Genomic DNA, 15,906 nt, shown 5'->3' on the forward strand with positions numbered 1-15,906 from the left:
GTCAGAACCGCGCGTACCGCAGGCCGCTCATGTCATGCCCCGCCGGCTTGCCCTGCATGAGGTCCGCCAGCACCCGCCCGATCCCCGGCCCGATGCCGAAACCGTGGCCGGAGAGGCCCGTGCCCACCCAGAGCCCCGGCACGCCTGGGGCGGCATCGACGATGGGCACCTGGTCGGGCAGCACGTCGATCATGCCAGCCCAGGCGGCGCGGACCTTCGGCATCGGCAGCGTCGGGAAGCGCTTGTGGAACGCCTTCGTCAGATGCCTGATCCGCCGCTGGCTGGGCGCGGGGTTGAGGATGCGCATCGCCTCGAAGGGCGAGGCCCCCTCCCATTTGCGCGGCGTGCCCCAGGCATCGGGGAAGCCTTTCGGCGCGGCGGCGAGCGGGATGTTCTCCAGCGGGTCGGCCCACCAAAAGGGGAAGAAGTCGCGCAGCGAGCGGATGAGATCGGGCCCGACGAACACCTCGTGCCCCCAGCCCGGCGCCAGAGTGTAGCCGCCATCCTGTCGGTGCCGCAGCCCCAGCCGCCCGTCGACGGCGCCGCCGGCGAAGACCTCCGGCAGCGGCTCGGTCGCCACCACCGTGGCGCGGACAGAGGCCTGCGGGATGCGCAGCCCCTCCGCCCCTAGGAACAGGCGTGACCAGGCGCCGCCTGCGACCAGCACCTGCTCGCAGCGGATCGTGCCCGCCTCTGTCACGACGCCGGTCACAGCGCCACCCGAGCGCTCCAGCCCACGAGCAGCGCAGCTCTCACGGATCGTCAGCCCGTCGCGCACAGCGGCACGGGCGAAGGCGGGCACGGCCTTCCAGGGCTCGGCGGACATGTCGGAGGGGGTAATGACGCCGCCCTTCCAGTTCCACCGCGCATCGGGGAGCTGGTCGGCCAGCTCGGGGCGCGTCAGCAGGCGGATGTCGGTGCCATGGGCGCGGCCCTCCTCCTCGTGGCGGGCAAAGGTTTCCATGTCGCGGGCGTTGTCGGCCATGTAGAGAACGCCGCCGCGCTTCAAGCCGATATCCTCGCCGGTGCGCTCGGCCAGCTCAGGCCAAAGTCGGTTGGCCTCCACCATGATCGGCAGCTCGCGCAGGTCACGCGCCTGCTGGCGGATGAAACCCCAGTTGCGGCCCGATTGCTCGGCGCCGACGCGGCCCTTCTCGACCAGCACCGTCTTCACCCCGGCGCGGGCGAGGAACCATCCGGCCATGACACCGACGATGCCACCGCCGATGATCACCACATCTGCCGCCTCGGGCAGCGGGCCTTGGTGCTCAAGCGGCTTGTCCATCGTGTAGGGAAAGCTCATGCCCGGCCCTCCAGCAACATCTCCATGAAGGCCTGCCCCGCCTCGAACTGCTCGACGGTCAGGAACTCGTCGCGCTGGTGCGCCTGAGCGATGTTCCCCGGCCCACAGACCACCGAAGAGATGCCGGCGGCCTGGAAGTGCCCGGCCTCGGTGCCGTAGCTCACCACATGGGTAGCGTTGTCTCCGGTGAGACCGCGGGCCAGACGCTCGGCGGCGCCGCCGTCCTCCGGCACCAGTGGCGGCACCGTGAAGCCGGGCGTAGCCTCGATGAAGCAGCCGGGGTGGCGGGCTTTCATGTCGGCCTCCAGCTCGGCACGCTTTGCCTCGAACCTCTCGCGCCACTCTTCAAGGCTGTCGCCGGGCACGACGCGGAAGTCGAAGCCCAGCCGGCAGTCACCGGCCGTGATGTTGTGCGCCGTGCCACCCTCGATCTTGCCGACATGCGCCGTCGTGCAGGGCGGATAGAAATCCGCAGCCAACGGTCCCGGCTCGGCGGCCCGGTTCTCGGCGTTCAGCTCATCGGCCCACCGCACCAGCTTGGCGGCCTCGAAGATGGCAGAGACGCCGTCGTAGATCAGCGAGGAATGCACCTCGTGGCCCTTCACATGCACATGCCACAGGCAGCCGCCCTTGTGGCCCGTCACGACCTTCAACTCCGACGGCTCACCGATGATCGCCGCGCCCGCCTTCGGCACGCCGGCCCCGGCCATCGCCTCGATCACCGGCGGGGCGCCGTAGCAGCCCAGCTCCTCATCATAGCTCAGGGCCAGTTGCAGGGGCTGCGGCAGTCCGCGGAGGGCCGCCTGCCCCACCGCCCAGATCGCCAGAGCATCGAAGCCCTTCATGTCGGTGGTGCCACGCCCGAAGAACTTGCCTTCGCGCTCGACCAGCTCGAACGGGTCCGTCGCCCAGTTCTGCCCCGCCACCGGCACCACGTCGCTATGGCCGGAGAGGAGCACGGCCCCCTCCACCCATGCGCCGCCATGCGCCCAGAGCCCGGCCTTCGGTTCATCGGGCTTCGGCACCCGGCCCGTCTTCGCGCCACAGGCCTGCAGATAGGCCTCGACGAAGTCGATCAGCTCCAGATTGCTCTCGGAGCTGACAGTCGGGAAGGCGATGAGCCGGGCGAGGATGTCGCGCGGGGTGAGGTCTTTCATGGCAGATGCTCCTTCATGTGCCGTTCTGCGCGGCATTCCCGGGCAGGGAAAGACGATATTGCCCCGCACGTCACCCCGGGGCTTGCTCGACACCGGAAACTCGCTAGGCTCATGCCAACAAATTGGGCAAATCATCGCCCAGCAGGGAAAACAAAAACCAAAAGAACCATTTGGAGGTTCTGAATGCCCGCTGGGGCGACACCCGTTCTAGATGTCCGCTCGCTGAGCACCGTGTTCCACACCCGCGCGGGGAATATCCACGCGGTGAACGACGTCAGCTTTTCGCTGAACGCCGGGGAGCTACTGGGCGTGGTCGGCGAAAGCGGCAGCGGCAAGTCGGTGACGATGATGTCGCTGATCGGCCTGCTGCCGTCGCCGCCCGCCGTCATCGGCCCGGGCGAAGTGATGTTCGAGGGCGACGACCTGCTCAAGCTCGACCCGCCGGCCCTTCGCGAGGTGCGCGGCGGGCGCATCGGCTTCGTCTTTCAAGACCCGATGACCTCGCTCAACCCGGTCTTCACCGTTGGCATGCAGATCGCCGAGCCGCTGCGCCGGCACATGGGACTGAGCAAGCGCGCCGCCGCAGACCGTGCCGTCGAGCTGCTGGAGCTCGTGGGCATTCCCGGCGCCCGGCAGAGGCTGAGCGACTATCCCCACCAGTTTTCCGGCGGCATGCGTCAGCGGGTGATGATCGCCATCGCGCTGGCCTGCGACCCCAAGGTGCTGATCGCCGACGAGCCGACCACGGCACTCGACGTCACCATTCAGGCGCAGATTCTCGAGCTGATGCAGGAGCTGCGCGAGAAGCTCGGCATGGCTGTGATCTGGATCACCCATGACCTCGGCGTCATCGCCGGCATCGCCGACCGGGTGATGGTGATGTACGGCGGCCAGGTGGTGGAGCATGCGCCGGTCGAGGAGCTGTTCGCCAACCCCCGCCATCCCTACACGCAGGCGCTGCTCAAGACGGTGCCCAATGTGCACGGCGCGCGCGCCAAGCGCCTGACGGTCATCGAAGGGCAGCCGCCAATCCTGCTGGCCCCGCCCGCCGCCTGCTCTTTCCGCGACCGCTGCCCCCACGCCTGGGATCTCTGCCACCGCGCCCTGCCCCAGCGCTACCCGATGGCCAATGGCCACGACGCCGCCTGCTTCCTCTGCGACCCCGGCCTCGCGCCCACCAGCCCCGAGATTCAGGATGCTTGACGACGCGCCCGCCACGCCGCTCCTCGATGTGCGGGGGCTGAAAATGCACTTCCCCATCCATACCGGGGTCTTCCGGCGCCAGACCGGTGCCGTGAAGGCCGTCGACGGCGTGGATTTCAAGATCATGCCGGGCGAGACGCTGGGCCTCGTTGGGGAATCGGGCTGTGGCAAGAGCACCTGCGGCCGGGCCGTGCTGAGGCTCTACGACATCACCGAAGGCTCCATCGCCATCGACGGGCTCGAGATCGGGCATCTGAGCCAGGGCGCCCTGCGCAAGCACCGGCCCATGATGCAGATGGTGTTTCAAGACCCGCAGGCCTCGCTGAACCCGCGCATGAACGTCAGCCAGATCATCCGCGAGCCGCTGGATGAGCACACCAAGCTCTCCTCGGCCGAGAAGGACGAAAAGGTGCTGGAGCTGATGGATGCCGTCGGCCTCAACCGCGCCTTCGCCCGCCGCTTCCCGCATGCCTTCTCGGGCGGCCAGCGGCAGCGCATCGGCATCGCGCGGGCGCTGGCGCTCAACCCCAAGTTCATCGTCTGCGACGAACCAATCGCGGCGCTCGACGTCTCCATCCAGGCGCAGGTGGTGAACCTGCTGGAGGACCTGCAGGAGCAGTTTGGCCTCACCTACCTCTTCATCTCGCATGACCTCTCGATGGTGCGCCACATCGCAACGCGCGTCGCCGTCATGTACCTCGGCCGCATCGTCGAGCTCGCCCCGCGCGAGGCGCTCTATGCCGAGCCGCTGCACCCCTACACGCAGGCCCTGCTTTCCGCCGTGCCGGAGCCCGACCCGGCGCTGGCCCGCACGATCAACCGCACCATCCTGACGGGCGACGTGCCCTCGCCGGCCAATCCGCCGAAGGGCTGCAACTTCTGCACCCGCTGCCCGCGCGTGATGGACATCTGCCACCAGGTCGACCCGATGCCGCGGCACCTTGCCGACGGGCGCCAGGTCGCCTGCCACCTCTACGAAGATACCAACCAGACCGCCGGGCAAACGGCGGCGCCCGTGAGGCCAACAGAGCACCAACAAGGAGTGAGTTCATGAAACTGAAGACAGCGCTACTCGGCGCCGTTGCGGGCGTGCTTGTCGCCCCGGCGGCCTTTGCCGAGCGTGGCGAGGACGGTCATGTCAATCTGATCTACTGGCAGGCCCCCTCGACGATGAACCCCTATCTCTCGGGCGGCACCAAAGAGATCGAGGCCGCCAGCCTCGTGCTCGAGCCGCTGGCCCGCTACGACGAAACCGGCACGCTGGTGCCCTATCTCGTCACCGAAATTCCGACGCTCGACAACGGCGGCGTGGCCGAGGATCTGACCTCGATCACCTGGAACATCCTGCCGGATGTCATGTGGTCCGATGGCACCCCCGTCACCGCTGAAGACGTGCGCTTCACTTGGCAATATTGCACCGCTGAAGGCGGCGGCTGCGCGCAGGGCGCCAAGTTCGCCGGCATCGAGGATGTCGAGGTCGTCGACGACAAGACGGTCACGGTGCATTTCACCGAAGCCAAGCCGAACCCCTACCTGCCCTTCACCGGGGCGGAATCGCCGATCATCCAGGCCGCGCAATTCGCCGATTGCCTCGGCGCCGCCGCGCCGACCTGCACCGATGCCAACTTCAACCCGGTCGGCACCGGCGCTTTCACCGTCACCGACTTCCGCGTGAACGACGTGATCGAGATGGAGGCGAACGAGAACTACCGCGACGCCGACAAGCCGGCCTTCGCGACGCTGACGCTCAAGGGCGGCGGTGACGCGGCTGCTGCCGGCCGCGCCGTGCTGCAGACCGGCGAGTTCGACTACGCCTGGAACCTGCAGCTCGCCCCCGATGTCATCGACGAGATGAGTGAAGGCGGCGTGGGCACCCCCGTCTCGGCCTTCGGCACGCTCGTCGAGCGGATCGAGATGAACCTCACCGACCCCTCGCCCGACCTGCCGGAAGGCGAGCGCTCGACCGTCGCGCATCCCCACCCGTTCCTGACGGATCAGACGGTGCGTGAAGCCATGTCGATCGCCATCGACCGCGATCTGCTGGTTGAAGTCGGCTACGGCCAGGCCGGTCGCCCGACCTGTAACCTCGTGCCCGCACCGGAGCTTTACGCCTCCGACAACACCACCTGCATGCCGCAGGACATGGAGCGCGCCAAGCAGATGCTCGAAGATGCCGGCTATGTCGATACCGACGGTGACGGCGTGCGCGAGACGCCCGATGGCGAGCCGATGACCATCCTCTACCAGACTTCCACCAACGCCGTGCGTCAGGACTTCCAGGCCCTGATCAAGGAATGGTGGGAAGATCTCGGTCTTGAAGTCGAGCTGCGCAACGTCGACTCGTCCGTGTTCTTCGGCGGCGACCCCGGCTCGCCGGATACGTTCCAGCGCTTCTATGCCGACGTCGAGATGTACGCCAACAACTTCCCGGGCACCGACCCGGAGGGCTACCTGGGCGCCTATACCTGCGACAAGATCCCGTCGCCGGAGACCCAGTGGCAGGGTGAGAACATCAACCGCTACTGCGACCCGGCCTATGAAGAGCTGGTGGCCGAGCTTGGCCGCACCGGCGATCTCGAAGAGCGTGGTCGCATCGCCCGCGAGATGAACGACATGCTGACCAAGAACAGCAGCATCATCGTCGGTCTCGTCGACCGTGGTCGTGTTTCGGCCCATGCCAACTCCCTCGGCGGCGTTGTCCTGAACACCTGGGACAGCGAGCTGTGGAACGCGGCCGACTGGTACCGCATCGACGGCTAAGACAATCGGTCGGGCGCCCCGATGCGGGCGCCCGGCCAACCAGCAAGACCACGCGGCAAGACGGGGACGCACGGCATGCACGATCTTTGGGAGCAGGAACGCCGGCTCTGGCTGGATGGCCAGGAGGCCTATGAAGAGCTTCTGTCCGACGAGGTCCTGATGACCTTTCCCGCCCCCGGCGGCCCGCTGGACCGGGCCACGGTGATCGACTCGCTCGACGATTCAAACCGCTGGGAGGCCGTCGCCTTCGACGACCAGCATGTGCGCGAGCTCGGCGAAGACCGCTTGCTCATCTACACTGCCGAAGGGCGCCGCGAGGGCGAAGGCTATGCCGCCGGCTGCGCCTCTGTTTGGCGGCTCGAGGGCGACAAGTACCGCCTCTATTACCACCAGCAGACGCCGGTCTGACATGCTCGCGTTCACCATACGCCGCCTGATCCTGGCGATCCCCACGCTGATCTTCATCGCGTTGGTGATCTTCCTGCTCCTCGAGCTCGCGCCCGGCGACCCGATGGCGAATATCCCGCTGTCGATCCCGCCCGAAGTGCGCCAGCAGATGCGCGAGGCACTCGGCCTGGGCCAGCCGTGGTACGTGCGCTTCGGCCTCTGGCTCTACCAGTTTTTCGTCGTCGAGCCGCAATACTGGATCGACGCCCTGCTCGGCACGAATTTCGGCGATGGCGCGCAGCGCATCATCTCGTTCCAGTCGCGCTCGCCGGTTTTCGAGATCATCGCCGAGCGCATCCCGCAGACGCTCTGGGTCGTGGGCCTCTCCTATGTGGTGGGCGTGCTCATCGCCCTGCCCATCGGCATCGCCGGGGCCTATTGGCAATACTCCTGGTTCGACCAGCTCGGCGCCTTCATCTCGATGGTGGGCTTCTCGGTGCCGACCTTCTTCACCGGCGTGCTGCTCATCGTGATTTTCGCAGTGAACCTCGGCTGGTTCCCCTCGATCTACAACACCACGCTGGTGGTGGAGGATTGGCCAAGCTTCGTCGCCCAGATGCGGCAGATGGCGATGCCCGTCTTCGTGCTGGCGCTCTACACCGCCGCCCAGATCAGCCGCTACATGCGCGCCTCAATGCTCGACAACCTCGGCGCCGACTACGTGCGCACCGCCCGCGCCAAGGGGATGAACGAGCGGGTCGTCGTCCTGCGCCACGTGCTGCGCAATTCGATGATCCCGGTCATCACCGTCATCGCCTTGGGCGTGCCACAGGTCTTTGGCGGGGCGATCATCACCGAGCAGGTGTTCAAGGTGAACGGGCTCGGCCAGCTCCTCATCACCGCCATTCAGGGCAGCGACATTCCCATGGTGATGACGCTCACCTTCATCTTCGCGGTGCTCATCGTCGTCTTCAACCTGATCGCCGACATCCTTTACGGCGTCTTTGACCCGCGGATCCGCTATGACTGACCGCGACGACCGAGAAGCCACCACCCAGGCGGTGCCGAGCCCCGCCCTGCCCGCCGGCGGCGCGCCCGACGATGGTCCGCATCAGATGGAAGAAGCCGCCGGCTCCGCCGCGCCGGGGCAGGCCTCCACCAGCCTTTGGCGCGATGTCTGGGTGCAGTTCCGCCAACACAAGGGCGCGGTGATCGGGCTGAGCTTTCTGATCTTCATCACGCTCTTCGTGGTCATCGGCCCGTGGATCTGGCGGGTCGACCCGGGCGCGCTCGACATCCGCAACAAGGATGTCCGGCCGATCTACACGGTGATCTGGGACGGGGATGCCAAGGTCAGCTGGGCCAAGCCGCTCGGCAGCGACAACCTCGGCCGCGACATCCTCGCCAACCTCATGCAGGGCGGCCGCGTCTCGATGGCCGTGGGCTGGGTGGCGATGCTGCTGGCGCTGGTGCTGGGCACGGTGATCGGCGTGCTGGCCGGATATTTCCGCCGCATCGACGGGCTGCTCATGCGCTTCACCGACCTGATGCTCGCCCTGCCCCTGCTGCCGCTGCTCCTCGTCATGATGCTACTCTTCCGCGACCAGCTCCGCGCCGCCTTCGGGCCGGAACAGGGCATCTTCATCCTCATCGTCACGGCCATCGGCATCACAAGCTGGATGCACACCGCCCGCATCGTGCGCGGCGACGTGCTCGCGCTGAAGGAACGCGAGTTCGTGCTCGCCGCGCAATCCATCGGCACCCCGGCGCGGCGGATGATCACGCGGCACCTTTTGCCGAACGTGCTCTCGCCCATCATGGTCTCGGCCACGCTGGGGCTGGCGACGGCGATCATCACGGAAAGCGCGCTCAGCTTCCTGGGCCTCGGCTTCCCGTCGGACTACCCGACCTGGGGCAAGATCCTCTTCGACAGCGTCGAGCGGATGGAGCGTTTCCCCGAGCGGGTCATCTGGCCGGGCCTGTGCATCTCGCTGACGGTGCTGGCGGTGAACTACATCGGCGATGGCCTCCGCGACGCGCTCGACCCGCGCATTCGCGGCCGATGAGGCGGCTGGCAACAGCCGCTTCGCTGGCCCTCGCTCTCGCAGGCTGTGTGCAAGACCCGCCGCCCGACGTGGCGCGTCTGAACCTGCAGGCCGATGTCGCCGAGACGGGGCCGCATGGCGTGACGGTGGAGTTGCGGCTGACCAACGGAACGGACGCCCGCATCTGCATCACAGAGCCGCCGGCGAGCGACCCTTCGCTCAGCTTCCTGCGATTGCACGACAGCTCCGGCGTGGCCATCGGCTCGTTCATCGACGATCCCTTCGGCCTCGCCTCCGGCATCCATCACCCGCTTGTGGCCGTTGAGCCGGGGGCGACCTACCGCACCCGCGTCACCGCGCCGTTCTATCTGACGGATACGGTGCCGGAGGGATGGTCGGTCGCGCTCGATCCCGGCGCCTGCCCTGCGGTGATGATCGGCCCCCGCGCAACCTTCGAGCCGCGGATCATGAACTTCGAGAGCGAGCCACTGACCACACCGATCTACGCATTACAGTAGACCGGGCCACAGGGGGCGCAGCGGAAGGCGGGCAGCGCCCGCCCTGCCCGTCAGAGCACGTTCGCGTAGATCTCTGCGATCCGGTCCACCGCCGCGTCGAGGCTCATCTCTTCGCTCTCGCCGGTCTTGCGCGAGGTGAGTTCCACCACGCCTTTGTCCAGCCCGCGCGGGCCGACCGTCACCCGCCAGGGCAGGCCGATAAGGTCCATGGTGGCGAACTTGCCACCTGCCCGCTCGTCGCGGTCGTCATAGAGCGGGTCGAGCCCCTTGGCCTGCAGCGCGGCATAGAGCTGCTCGCAGGCGGCATCCGTCGCCGCATCGCCCTGGCGCAGGTTCACGATGCCGGCGTGGAAGGGCGTCACACCCTCGGGCCAGATGATGCCCTTGTCGTCGTGGCTGGCTTCGATGATCGCGCCAAGCAGGCGGGAGACGCCGATGCCGTGGGAGCCCATGTGCAGCGGCACCTTCTGGCCCTCGGCGTCGGTGACCACCGCCCCGAGCTTCTCGGAATATTCCGTGCCGAAGTAGAAGATCTGCCCCACCTCGATGCCCCGCGCCGAGCGGCGGCGCTCTTCGGGGATCTCGTTGAAAGCGGCCTCGTCATGCGTCTCGTCGGTGCGGGCGTAGCGGGAGGTGAACTCCTCCAGCACCGCCTGGCACTCGGCCTTGTCGTCGTAATCGATGGCGCGGTCGCCGAAGGTCAGCTCGGTGATCTCGCTGTCATAGAAGACCTCCGACTCGCCCGTCTCGGCCAGCACGAGGAACTCGTGGGTGTAGTCGCCGCCGATGGGGCCGGAATCGGCCCGCATCGGGATCGCCTGCAGACCCATGCGTTCGTAGGTGCGCAGGTAGGTGACGAGGTGGCGGTTGTAGGCGTGAAGGGCGTCTTCCTTCGTCAGGTCGAAGTTGTATCCGTCCTTCATCAGGAACTCGCGGCCCCGCATGACGCCGAAGCGCGGGCGGACCTCGTCGCGGAACTTCCACTGGATGTGGTATAGCGTCAGCGGCAGTGCCTTGTAGCTCGACACGTAGGCCGCGACGATATCGGTGATCATCTCCTCGTTCGTCGGTCCGTAGAGCATCTCGCGGTCATGCCGGTCGGTGAAGCGCAGCATCTCGGGGCCATAGGCATCGTAACGGCCCGATTTCTGCCAGAGCTCGGCCGATTGCAGCGTCGGCATCAGCAGCGGCAGGTGGCCGGCGCGCTGCTGCTCTTCGTGCACGATCTGCTCGATGCGCTTGAGCACCTTGAAGCCGAGAGGCAGCCAGGAATAGATGCCCGCCGCCTGCTGGCGGATCATCCCGGCGCGCAGCATCAGCCGGTGCGAGACGATCTGCGCCTCGGCGGGCGTCTCCTTGAGAACGGGAAGGAAGTAGCGGCTCAGGCGCATGGCAGACGGGACCCCTTGAAGTCGTGCCCGGCAGCTTTACCGGCGCGCGTGGCGGGAGGGCAAGGGGTGTCTCGGCCGCCCGGCCGGGGGGTGGCGGAGCGGTGCGTGCGGAGCACGCACCCTACGGGTTCCGCCGGGAGCGCGCCGAAGGCGCCGGCCCGTCCCTACGCGGTTGCGACGCGGCGGAACGTCTCGGGATAGTCGAGCACCAGTCCGGCGTCGTCGACCTCCAGCACAGCGGTGAAGCCGCGGAAGAGGCCATGGTAGCGGAAGCGCCGGCCCGGCGTGAGGCAGGTGTAGCGCTGCTCGGCCCGGTTGGGCAGAAAGGCACCTTCGATCTGGTGGGGCAGCGGCACGTAGGAGACAACGATGTCACGGCTCTCCCCCTCTGCCAGCCTCAGCCGGCGGATCGGCAGCGTGTTGGTGGCCGGCGTCATGCCGATATCGACATCGAGGCAGCCCTCCAGCTGCGGCAGCGCCTCGCCCGTCAGCCGGTCGATCCAGCGCCCCGCCCCGTCAGCCTCGACATACAGCTCCGGCCCACCAGCGTAGCGGACGCGCAGCTCGCGGGTGGCGAAGCGCTCGTCTGTCCGCACGAGGTAATGCCCGCCATAGAGGCCGCCGCGCGTGCCGGCCACGTTGCCTTCCAGACGCAATCCTTCGGCGCCCTCGCGGCAGAGGCAATGCTCCAGCCCCTCACCGGCCCAATCCTGCCACCGCACGATCCTGCCCATAATGCCCCCGCTCCCGCAACTGCCCTGAGCCAAGCCTAGTGCTGCTGCCACCGAAGGACAAAGGCAGGGTGCCACCGGCGCGGCTTTTCCCCGCAATGCTCCACAGCTACCGCCTTGATTGCCGCGGCCCCATGCTTCAAGTCTGATTCACCCCTTTGTTGAGGAGACGCCCGTGGCGCTGCCGGTCAGAAATCAGCTTCTCTACTGGGGGATCGGCGCCGTGGTGCTGTTCTTCCTGCTCTGGGCGCTCGGCAACGTCATCCTGCCCTTCGTGCTGGCGGGCGCCATCGCCTACATCCTCGACCCCGTTGCCGACAAATTGCAGCGGCTGGGGCTGTCGCGGGTGCTGGCCGTGATCACCATCACCATCGGTGCCGTGCTCATCTTCGCCGCCGTCATCCTGCTGCTGCTGCCGACGCTGGTGGAGCAGACGGCGCAGCTCATCGAGACAGCGCCCGCGATGATCGACAAGGTGCGCGCCTGGGCCGAGCAGCGCTTCCCGGGCCTCGTCGACGGCGATTCCCCAATCCGCGAGCAGCTGGCCAATCTGGGCCAGATCATCTCTGAGCGCAGCGCCGAGCTGATGCAGAGCGTGCTGAGCTCGGCCGCCGCGCTGGTGAACGTCGCGATCCTTATCGTCATCGTCCCTGTCGTCACCTTCTACCTGCTGCTCGACTGGGACCGCATGGTCGCCAATATCAACGATCTTCTGCCGCTCGATCATGCGCCGACGGTGCGCAAGCTCGCCAAGGATATCGACAAGACGCTCGCCTCGTTCATCCGCGGCCAGGGGCTGGTCTGCCTGATCCTCGGCACCTTCTATGCCGTGGCGCTGATGCTGCTGGGGCTGAACTTCGGCATCGCCATCGGCGCGTTTGCCGGCCTGGTCACCTTCATCCCTTACGTCGGCGCCGTCGTCGGCGGGGTGCTCTCCATCGGGCTGGCGCTGTTCCAGTTCTGGGGCGAATGGTGGTGGATCGCCGCCGTCGCCGCCGTCTTCGTCTTCGGCCAGTTCGTCGAGGGCAATATTCTCACGCCCAACCTCGTCGGCTCTTCCGTCGGGCTGCACCCGGTGTGGCTGCTGCTGGCCCTGTCGGTCTTCGGGGCGCTCTTCGGCTTCGTCGGCATGCTGGTCGCCGTGCCGGTCGCGGCGATGCTGGGCGTGATCGTCCGCTTCTTCGTGGAGCAATATCAGCGATCTCTGCTCTACATGGGCGTCTCGGCCAAACCGCGGCTGCACCCCGGCGAGCTGGTCGAGGAAGCGCAGCGCGACGAGGTGCAGGCGGGCGAATTGCCCGACGATCTGCGCAAGAGCGACCCGCTGACCAAGTGATGGCAGGCCAGCTGAGCTTTCACCTCCCCGGCCTCGTGTCGCAGGGGGCGGAGAATTACTTTCTCTCCGCCAGCAACGCCGCCCTGTGGGAGATGGTGACCGACCCGCCGCGCTGGCCCGCCGGCAAGCTGGCGCTCGTCGGCCCCGAGGCCTCGGGCAAGAGCCATCTGGCCCGGGTGCTGGAGAGCGTGGCTGAGGCGCGTGTGATCCGCGCCGCCCATCTCGCCCCCCTGCCCGAGCTGCCGCCGGGAGACAGCCTGATCGTGGTGGAGGATATGGAGGCGCTGCGCCCCGAGGGGCAGGAGCCGCTGTTTCACCTGCACAACCACCTCTTCGCCCATGGCGGCAAGCTGATGATGACCGCCCGCACCCCGCCGCGCGACTGGCCGATCACGCTCAACGATCTGGCCACCCGCGTGCAGGCCGCGCTGGTGCTGCGCATCCCCGAGCCGGACGACGCGCTGCTGGGCGGGCTGCTCCTGAAGCATTTCGCCGACCGGCAGCTCCGCCCGGCGCCCGACCTCATCCCCTGGCTCACGGGTCGGCTGGAGCGCAGCCATGCTGCCGCCGCAAAGATCGTCGCACGCCTCGACGCCGCGGCGCTCGCCGAAGGGCGCAACCTGACGGTGCCGTTCGCGCGCGAGGTCCTGGAGGGATAGCGCTTCGTCGCCGCTCCTTCCCCGCCCGGCGCGCGCCAAAGGCGCAGGGCGAGCGCCACCCCGCGCGCCGGCGCTCACCCTGCGCCGGCAGCGGCAACGCCTCTTGCGGCGGAGGATACCGGCGCTTCCTCACGCTGTCCCCGTCTCGGCAGCACGCGATTGCGCGAGACGCCCCCTATCCCCACTGGACAAGCGGCCCGGCACGTCAGAGGAAAGACCCATGCAGGCGAATTTTCTTGAGACATCGGCGCCGGCCCCCGTGCCGGCAGAGGCCGACATCACCGGGCCGGGCCGCTTCTTCAACCGCGAGCTGAGCTGGCTGGGCTTCAACTGGCGGGTGCTGAGCGAGGCCGAGAACCCGCGCGTACCGCTGCTGGAGCGGCTGCGGTTCCTCTCGATCTCCGCCACCAATCTCGACGAGTTCTACACCGTGCGCGTCGCAGGCCTGCGCGAGCTGGCCCAGGCCGGCACCGCCTCGCCCGCCGCCGACGGGCTGCTGCCGGCCGAGCAGCTGCGCCTGATCGATGACGATGCCCGCGCCCTGATGGACCGTCAGCAGCAGGTCTTCCGCAGCCTGACGACCGAAATGGAGGCCGAGGGTATCCACATCCTCAGCCGCGATCAGGTGCAGCAGAGCGACATGCCCTTCCTCGCGCGGCGCTTCATGGCGCAGGTCTTCCCCGTGGTCTCACCTCTAGCGATCGACCCGGCGCATCCCTTCCCCTTCATCCCCAACGAGGGCCTCGCCCTGGCCGTGGAGCTGGAGCGCAAGCAGGACAGGCGGCCCCTGCGCGTCCTCCTCCCCGTCCCCGGCCAGATCGACCGCTTCGTGCGGCTGGAAGAGCCCGAGGGCGAGACGCGCCTGCGCTACCTGCCGCTGGAGGAGCTCTTGCTCCTGCACATCGAGGTCATGTTCCCCGGCCATAAGATGCGTGGCCATTGCGCCTTCCGCGTCCTCCGCGACAGCGACCTCGAGGTCGAGGAAGAGGCCGAAGATCTCGTGCGCGAGTTCGAAGTCGCCCTGAAACGCCGCCGCCGCGGCGAGGTGGTGCGCATGAAGATCTCCGCCGGCGCGCCGCGCGCGCTTCAGGCGATGATCATGGAGGAGCTGCCCATCCAGAAAGGCGAGGTGATCGAGGTCGAGGGCGTCATCGGCATTGCCGATCTCTCGGAACTCGTCACCGATGCGCGGCCAGAGCTGCTCTGGCCGCCCTTCACCCCGCGCATCCCCGAGCGGGTCAGTGACCATGACGGCGACATGTTCGCCGCCATCCGTCAGAAGGACATGCTGCTGCACCACCCCTACGAGACCTTCGACAGTGTGGTGCGCTTTCTGCAGCAGGCCGCGCGCGACCCCGATGTCGTGGCGATCAAGCAGACGCTCTATCGGACCTCCCGCAACTCGCCGATCGTCGAAGCGCTCTGCGAAGCGGCGGAGGACGGCAAGAGCGTGACCGCGCTGGTCGAGCTGAAGGCCCGCTTCGACGAGGCCGCCAACATCCGCCAGTCGCGGCGGCTTGAGCGGTCCGGGGCGCATGTCGTCTACGGCTTCACCCAGCTCAAAACCCACGCCAAGATCAGCCTCGTGGTGCGCCGCGAGGGCGAGCGGCTGGTGACCTATACCCATTGGGGCACCGGCAACTACCACCCCATCACCGCGCGCATCTACACCGACCTGTCGCTTTTCACCTGCGATGAGGCACTGGGGCGCGATGCGGCCAAGGTGTTCAATTACGTCGGCGGCTATGCCGAGCCACAGGGGCTGGAGAATATCGCCCTCTCCCCCCTGAACCTCAAAGAGACACTGATCGCCATGATCGAGGCCGAGGCCGCGCATGCCCGCGCCGGCCGGCCCGCGCAGATCTGGGCGAAGATGAACTCCATCGTCGAGCCCGAGGTGATCGACGCGCTCTATGCCGCGAGCCAGGCCGGCGTGCAGATCGACCTTGTGATCCGCGGCATCTGCGGGCTGCGGCCGGGGATCGAGGGGCTGAGCGAGACCATCCGGGTGAAGAGCATCATCGGGCGGTTCCTCGAACACAGCCGCATCGTCTGCTTCGGCGGCGGGCGTGGCCTGCCCAGCAAGGCCGCGCGGGTGTTTTTCTCCAGCGCCGACTGGATGGGGCGGAACCTCAACCGCCGGGTCGAGACGCTGGTGGAGGTGAAGAACGCCACGGTGCGGGCGCAGATCATGGATCAGATCATGGCCGCCAATTTGGCGGACGTCGCGCAGTCCTGGGTCATGCGGCCCGACGGCAGCTTCGTGCGCGCCGAGCAGCCAGAGGATGGCCGCGCCTTCTCGTGCCACCGGTTCTTCATGCAGAACCCCTCGCTCTCGGGCCGAGGCTCTGCCGGGGCGGACGATGTGCCGAGCCTGACGCATAGCCACGACTAGGGAGGGTGGAGCACCAACTGC

The 15,906-nt window shown here is 67.6% G+C and carries 14 protein-coding genes; 10 read left to right on the forward strand and 4 right to left on the reverse strand.

Annotated features, from left to right (window positions below; translation table 11 throughout):
- Position 1: 1 nt before the first annotated feature.
- Together ACXN5S_RS04645 and argE are read right to left on the reverse strand one after the other, a co-directional pair.
- Entirely contained in the window at positions 2–1,303 is a 1,302-nt protein-coding gene (locus ACXN5S_RS04645; RefSeq protein ID WP_458604234.1) for an NAD(P)/FAD-dependent oxidoreductase, read from the reverse strand.
- Positions 1,300–2,460, reverse strand: coding sequence for an acetylornithine deacetylase (gene argE / locus ACXN5S_RS04650; protein ID WP_458604235.1), 1,161 nt, complete (start codon positions 2,458–2,460; stop codon positions 1,300–1,302). Before argE ends, ACXN5S_RS04645 begins: the two co-directional genes overlap by 4 nt.
- 183 nt (positions 2,461–2,643) lie before the next feature.
- Between argE and ACXN5S_RS04655 the strand changes: the two genes are divergently transcribed.
- From ACXN5S_RS04655 to ACXN5S_RS04685, 7 genes are all read left to right on the forward strand, one after another.
- Positions 2,644–3,663, forward strand: coding sequence for an ABC transporter ATP-binding protein (locus ACXN5S_RS04655; RefSeq protein ID WP_458604236.1), 1,020 nt, complete (start codon positions 2,644–2,646; stop codon positions 3,661–3,663).
- Positions 3,656–4,717, forward strand: coding sequence for an ABC transporter ATP-binding protein (locus tag ACXN5S_RS04660; RefSeq protein WP_458604237.1), 1,062 nt, complete (start codon positions 3,656–3,658; stop codon positions 4,715–4,717). The genes ACXN5S_RS04655 and ACXN5S_RS04660 overlap by 8 nt, the downstream gene beginning before the upstream one ends.
- Positions 4,714–6,423 carry a peptide ABC transporter substrate-binding protein gene (locus tag ACXN5S_RS04665; RefSeq protein ID WP_458604238.1) on the forward strand — a complete coding sequence of 570 codons (1,710 nt, stop codon included), beginning with the start codon at positions 4,714–4,716 and terminating at the stop codon, positions 6,421–6,423. The genes ACXN5S_RS04660 and ACXN5S_RS04665 overlap by 4 nt, the downstream gene beginning before the upstream one ends.
- A gap of 75 nt (positions 6,424–6,498) precedes the next feature.
- Entirely contained in the window at positions 6,499–6,831 is a 333-nt protein-coding gene (locus ACXN5S_RS04670; protein ID WP_458604239.1) for a DUF4440 domain-containing protein, read from the forward strand.
- A gap of 1 nt (position 6,832) precedes the next feature.
- Positions 6,833–7,840, forward strand: a complete 1,008-nt coding sequence (locus ACXN5S_RS04675; protein ID WP_458604240.1) for an ABC transporter permease — start codon at positions 6,833–6,835, stop codon at positions 7,838–7,840.
- An 85-nt stretch (positions 7,841–7,925) separates the two neighbouring features.
- The gene (locus ACXN5S_RS04680; protein WP_458604782.1) at positions 7,926–8,876 is read left to right on the forward strand and encodes an ABC transporter permease; all 951 of its coding nucleotides are present in this window, start codon (positions 7,926–7,928) and stop codon (positions 8,874–8,876) included.
- Positions 8,873–9,373, forward strand: a complete 501-nt coding sequence (locus ACXN5S_RS04685; protein ID WP_458604241.1) for a hypothetical protein — start codon at positions 8,873–8,875, stop codon at positions 9,371–9,373. The genes ACXN5S_RS04680 and ACXN5S_RS04685 overlap by 4 nt, the downstream gene beginning before the upstream one ends.
- Before the next feature lie 50 nt (positions 9,374–9,423).
- On the opposite strand, the gene proS is transcribed toward ACXN5S_RS04685, so the two are convergent.
- Together proS and ACXN5S_RS04695 are read right to left on the reverse strand one after the other, a co-directional pair.
- Complete coding sequence (gene proS / locus ACXN5S_RS04690; RefSeq protein WP_458604242.1) at positions 9,424–10,764, reverse strand: proline--tRNA ligase; 1,341 nt, start codon at positions 10,762–10,764, stop codon at positions 9,424–9,426.
- Positions 10,765–10,928: 164 nt separating this feature from the next.
- Positions 10,929–11,498 carry a putative glycolipid-binding domain-containing protein gene (locus ACXN5S_RS04695; protein WP_458604243.1) on the reverse strand — a complete coding sequence of 190 codons (570 nt, stop codon included), beginning with the start codon at positions 11,496–11,498 and terminating at the stop codon, positions 10,929–10,931.
- A gap of 172 nt (positions 11,499–11,670) precedes the next feature.
- On the opposite strand from ACXN5S_RS04695, the gene ACXN5S_RS04700 reads away from it, so the two are divergent.
- The 3 genes from ACXN5S_RS04700 (at position 11,671) to ACXN5S_RS04710 (ending at position 15,885) form a co-directional block, all read left to right on the forward strand.
- Positions 11,671–12,831 carry an AI-2E family transporter gene (locus ACXN5S_RS04700; RefSeq protein ID WP_458604244.1) on the forward strand — a complete coding sequence of 387 codons (1,161 nt, stop codon included), beginning with the start codon at positions 11,671–11,673 and terminating at the stop codon, positions 12,829–12,831.
- The gene (locus ACXN5S_RS04705; RefSeq protein WP_458604245.1) at positions 12,831–13,490 is read left to right on the forward strand and encodes an HdaA/DnaA family protein; all 660 of its coding nucleotides are present in this window, start codon (positions 12,831–12,833) and stop codon (positions 13,488–13,490) included. The genes ACXN5S_RS04700 and ACXN5S_RS04705 overlap by 1 nt, the downstream gene beginning before the upstream one ends.
- A 220-nt stretch (positions 13,491–13,710) precedes the next feature.
- Positions 13,711–15,885, forward strand: a complete 2,175-nt coding sequence (locus ACXN5S_RS04710; protein WP_458604246.1) for an RNA degradosome polyphosphate kinase — start codon at positions 13,711–13,713, stop codon at positions 15,883–15,885.
- Positions 15,886–15,906 lie beyond the last annotated feature (21 nt).

This window comes from Pseudoroseicyclus sp. H15 (assembly GCF_054353345.1).

What these genes read in the sequence shown, in the direction of transcription:
- ACXN5S_RS04680 (WP_458604782.1), top strand. Translation starts at nt 7,926, where the DNA reads ATGGAAGAAGCCGCCGGCTCCGCCGCGCCGGGGCAGGCCTCCACCAGC.
- ACXN5S_RS04670 (WP_458604239.1), top strand. Translation starts at nt 6,499, where the DNA reads ATGCACGATCTTTGGGAGCAGGAACGCCGGCTCTGGCTGGATGGCCAG.
- argE (WP_458604235.1), bottom strand. Translation starts at nt 2,460, where the DNA reads ATGAAAGACCTCACCCCGCGCGACATCCTCGCCCGGCTCATCGCCTTC.
- ACXN5S_RS04710 (WP_458604246.1), top strand. Translation starts at nt 13,711, where the DNA reads ATGCAGGCGAATTTTCTTGAGACATCGGCGCCGGCCCCCGTGCCGGCA.
- ACXN5S_RS04685 (WP_458604241.1), top strand. Translation starts at nt 8,873, where the DNA reads ATGAGGCGGCTGGCAACAGCCGCTTCGCTGGCCCTCGCTCTCGCAGGC.
- ACXN5S_RS04665 (WP_458604238.1), top strand. Translation starts at nt 4,714, where the DNA reads ATGAAACTGAAGACAGCGCTACTCGGCGCCGTTGCGGGCGTGCTTGTC.
- ACXN5S_RS04645 (WP_458604234.1), bottom strand. Translation starts at nt 1,303, where the DNA reads ATGAGCTTTCCCTACACGATGGACAAGCCGCTTGAGCACCAAGGCCCG.
- ACXN5S_RS04660 (WP_458604237.1), top strand. Translation starts at nt 3,656, where the DNA reads ATGCTTGACGACGCGCCCGCCACGCCGCTCCTCGATGTGCGGGGGCTG.
- ACXN5S_RS04675 (WP_458604240.1), top strand. Translation starts at nt 6,833, where the DNA reads ATGCTCGCGTTCACCATACGCCGCCTGATCCTGGCGATCCCCACGCTG.
- ACXN5S_RS04695 (WP_458604243.1), bottom strand. Translation starts at nt 11,498, where the DNA reads ATGGGCAGGATCGTGCGGTGGCAGGATTGGGCCGGTGAGGGGCTGGAG.
- proS (WP_458604242.1), bottom strand. Translation starts at nt 10,764, where the DNA reads ATGCGCCTGAGCCGCTACTTCCTTCCCGTTCTCAAGGAGACGCCCGCC.
- ACXN5S_RS04655 (WP_458604236.1), top strand. Translation starts at nt 2,644, where the DNA reads ATGCCCGCTGGGGCGACACCCGTTCTAGATGTCCGCTCGCTGAGCACC.
- ACXN5S_RS04705 (WP_458604245.1), top strand. Translation starts at nt 12,831, where the DNA reads ATGGCAGGCCAGCTGAGCTTTCACCTCCCCGGCCTCGTGTCGCAGGGG.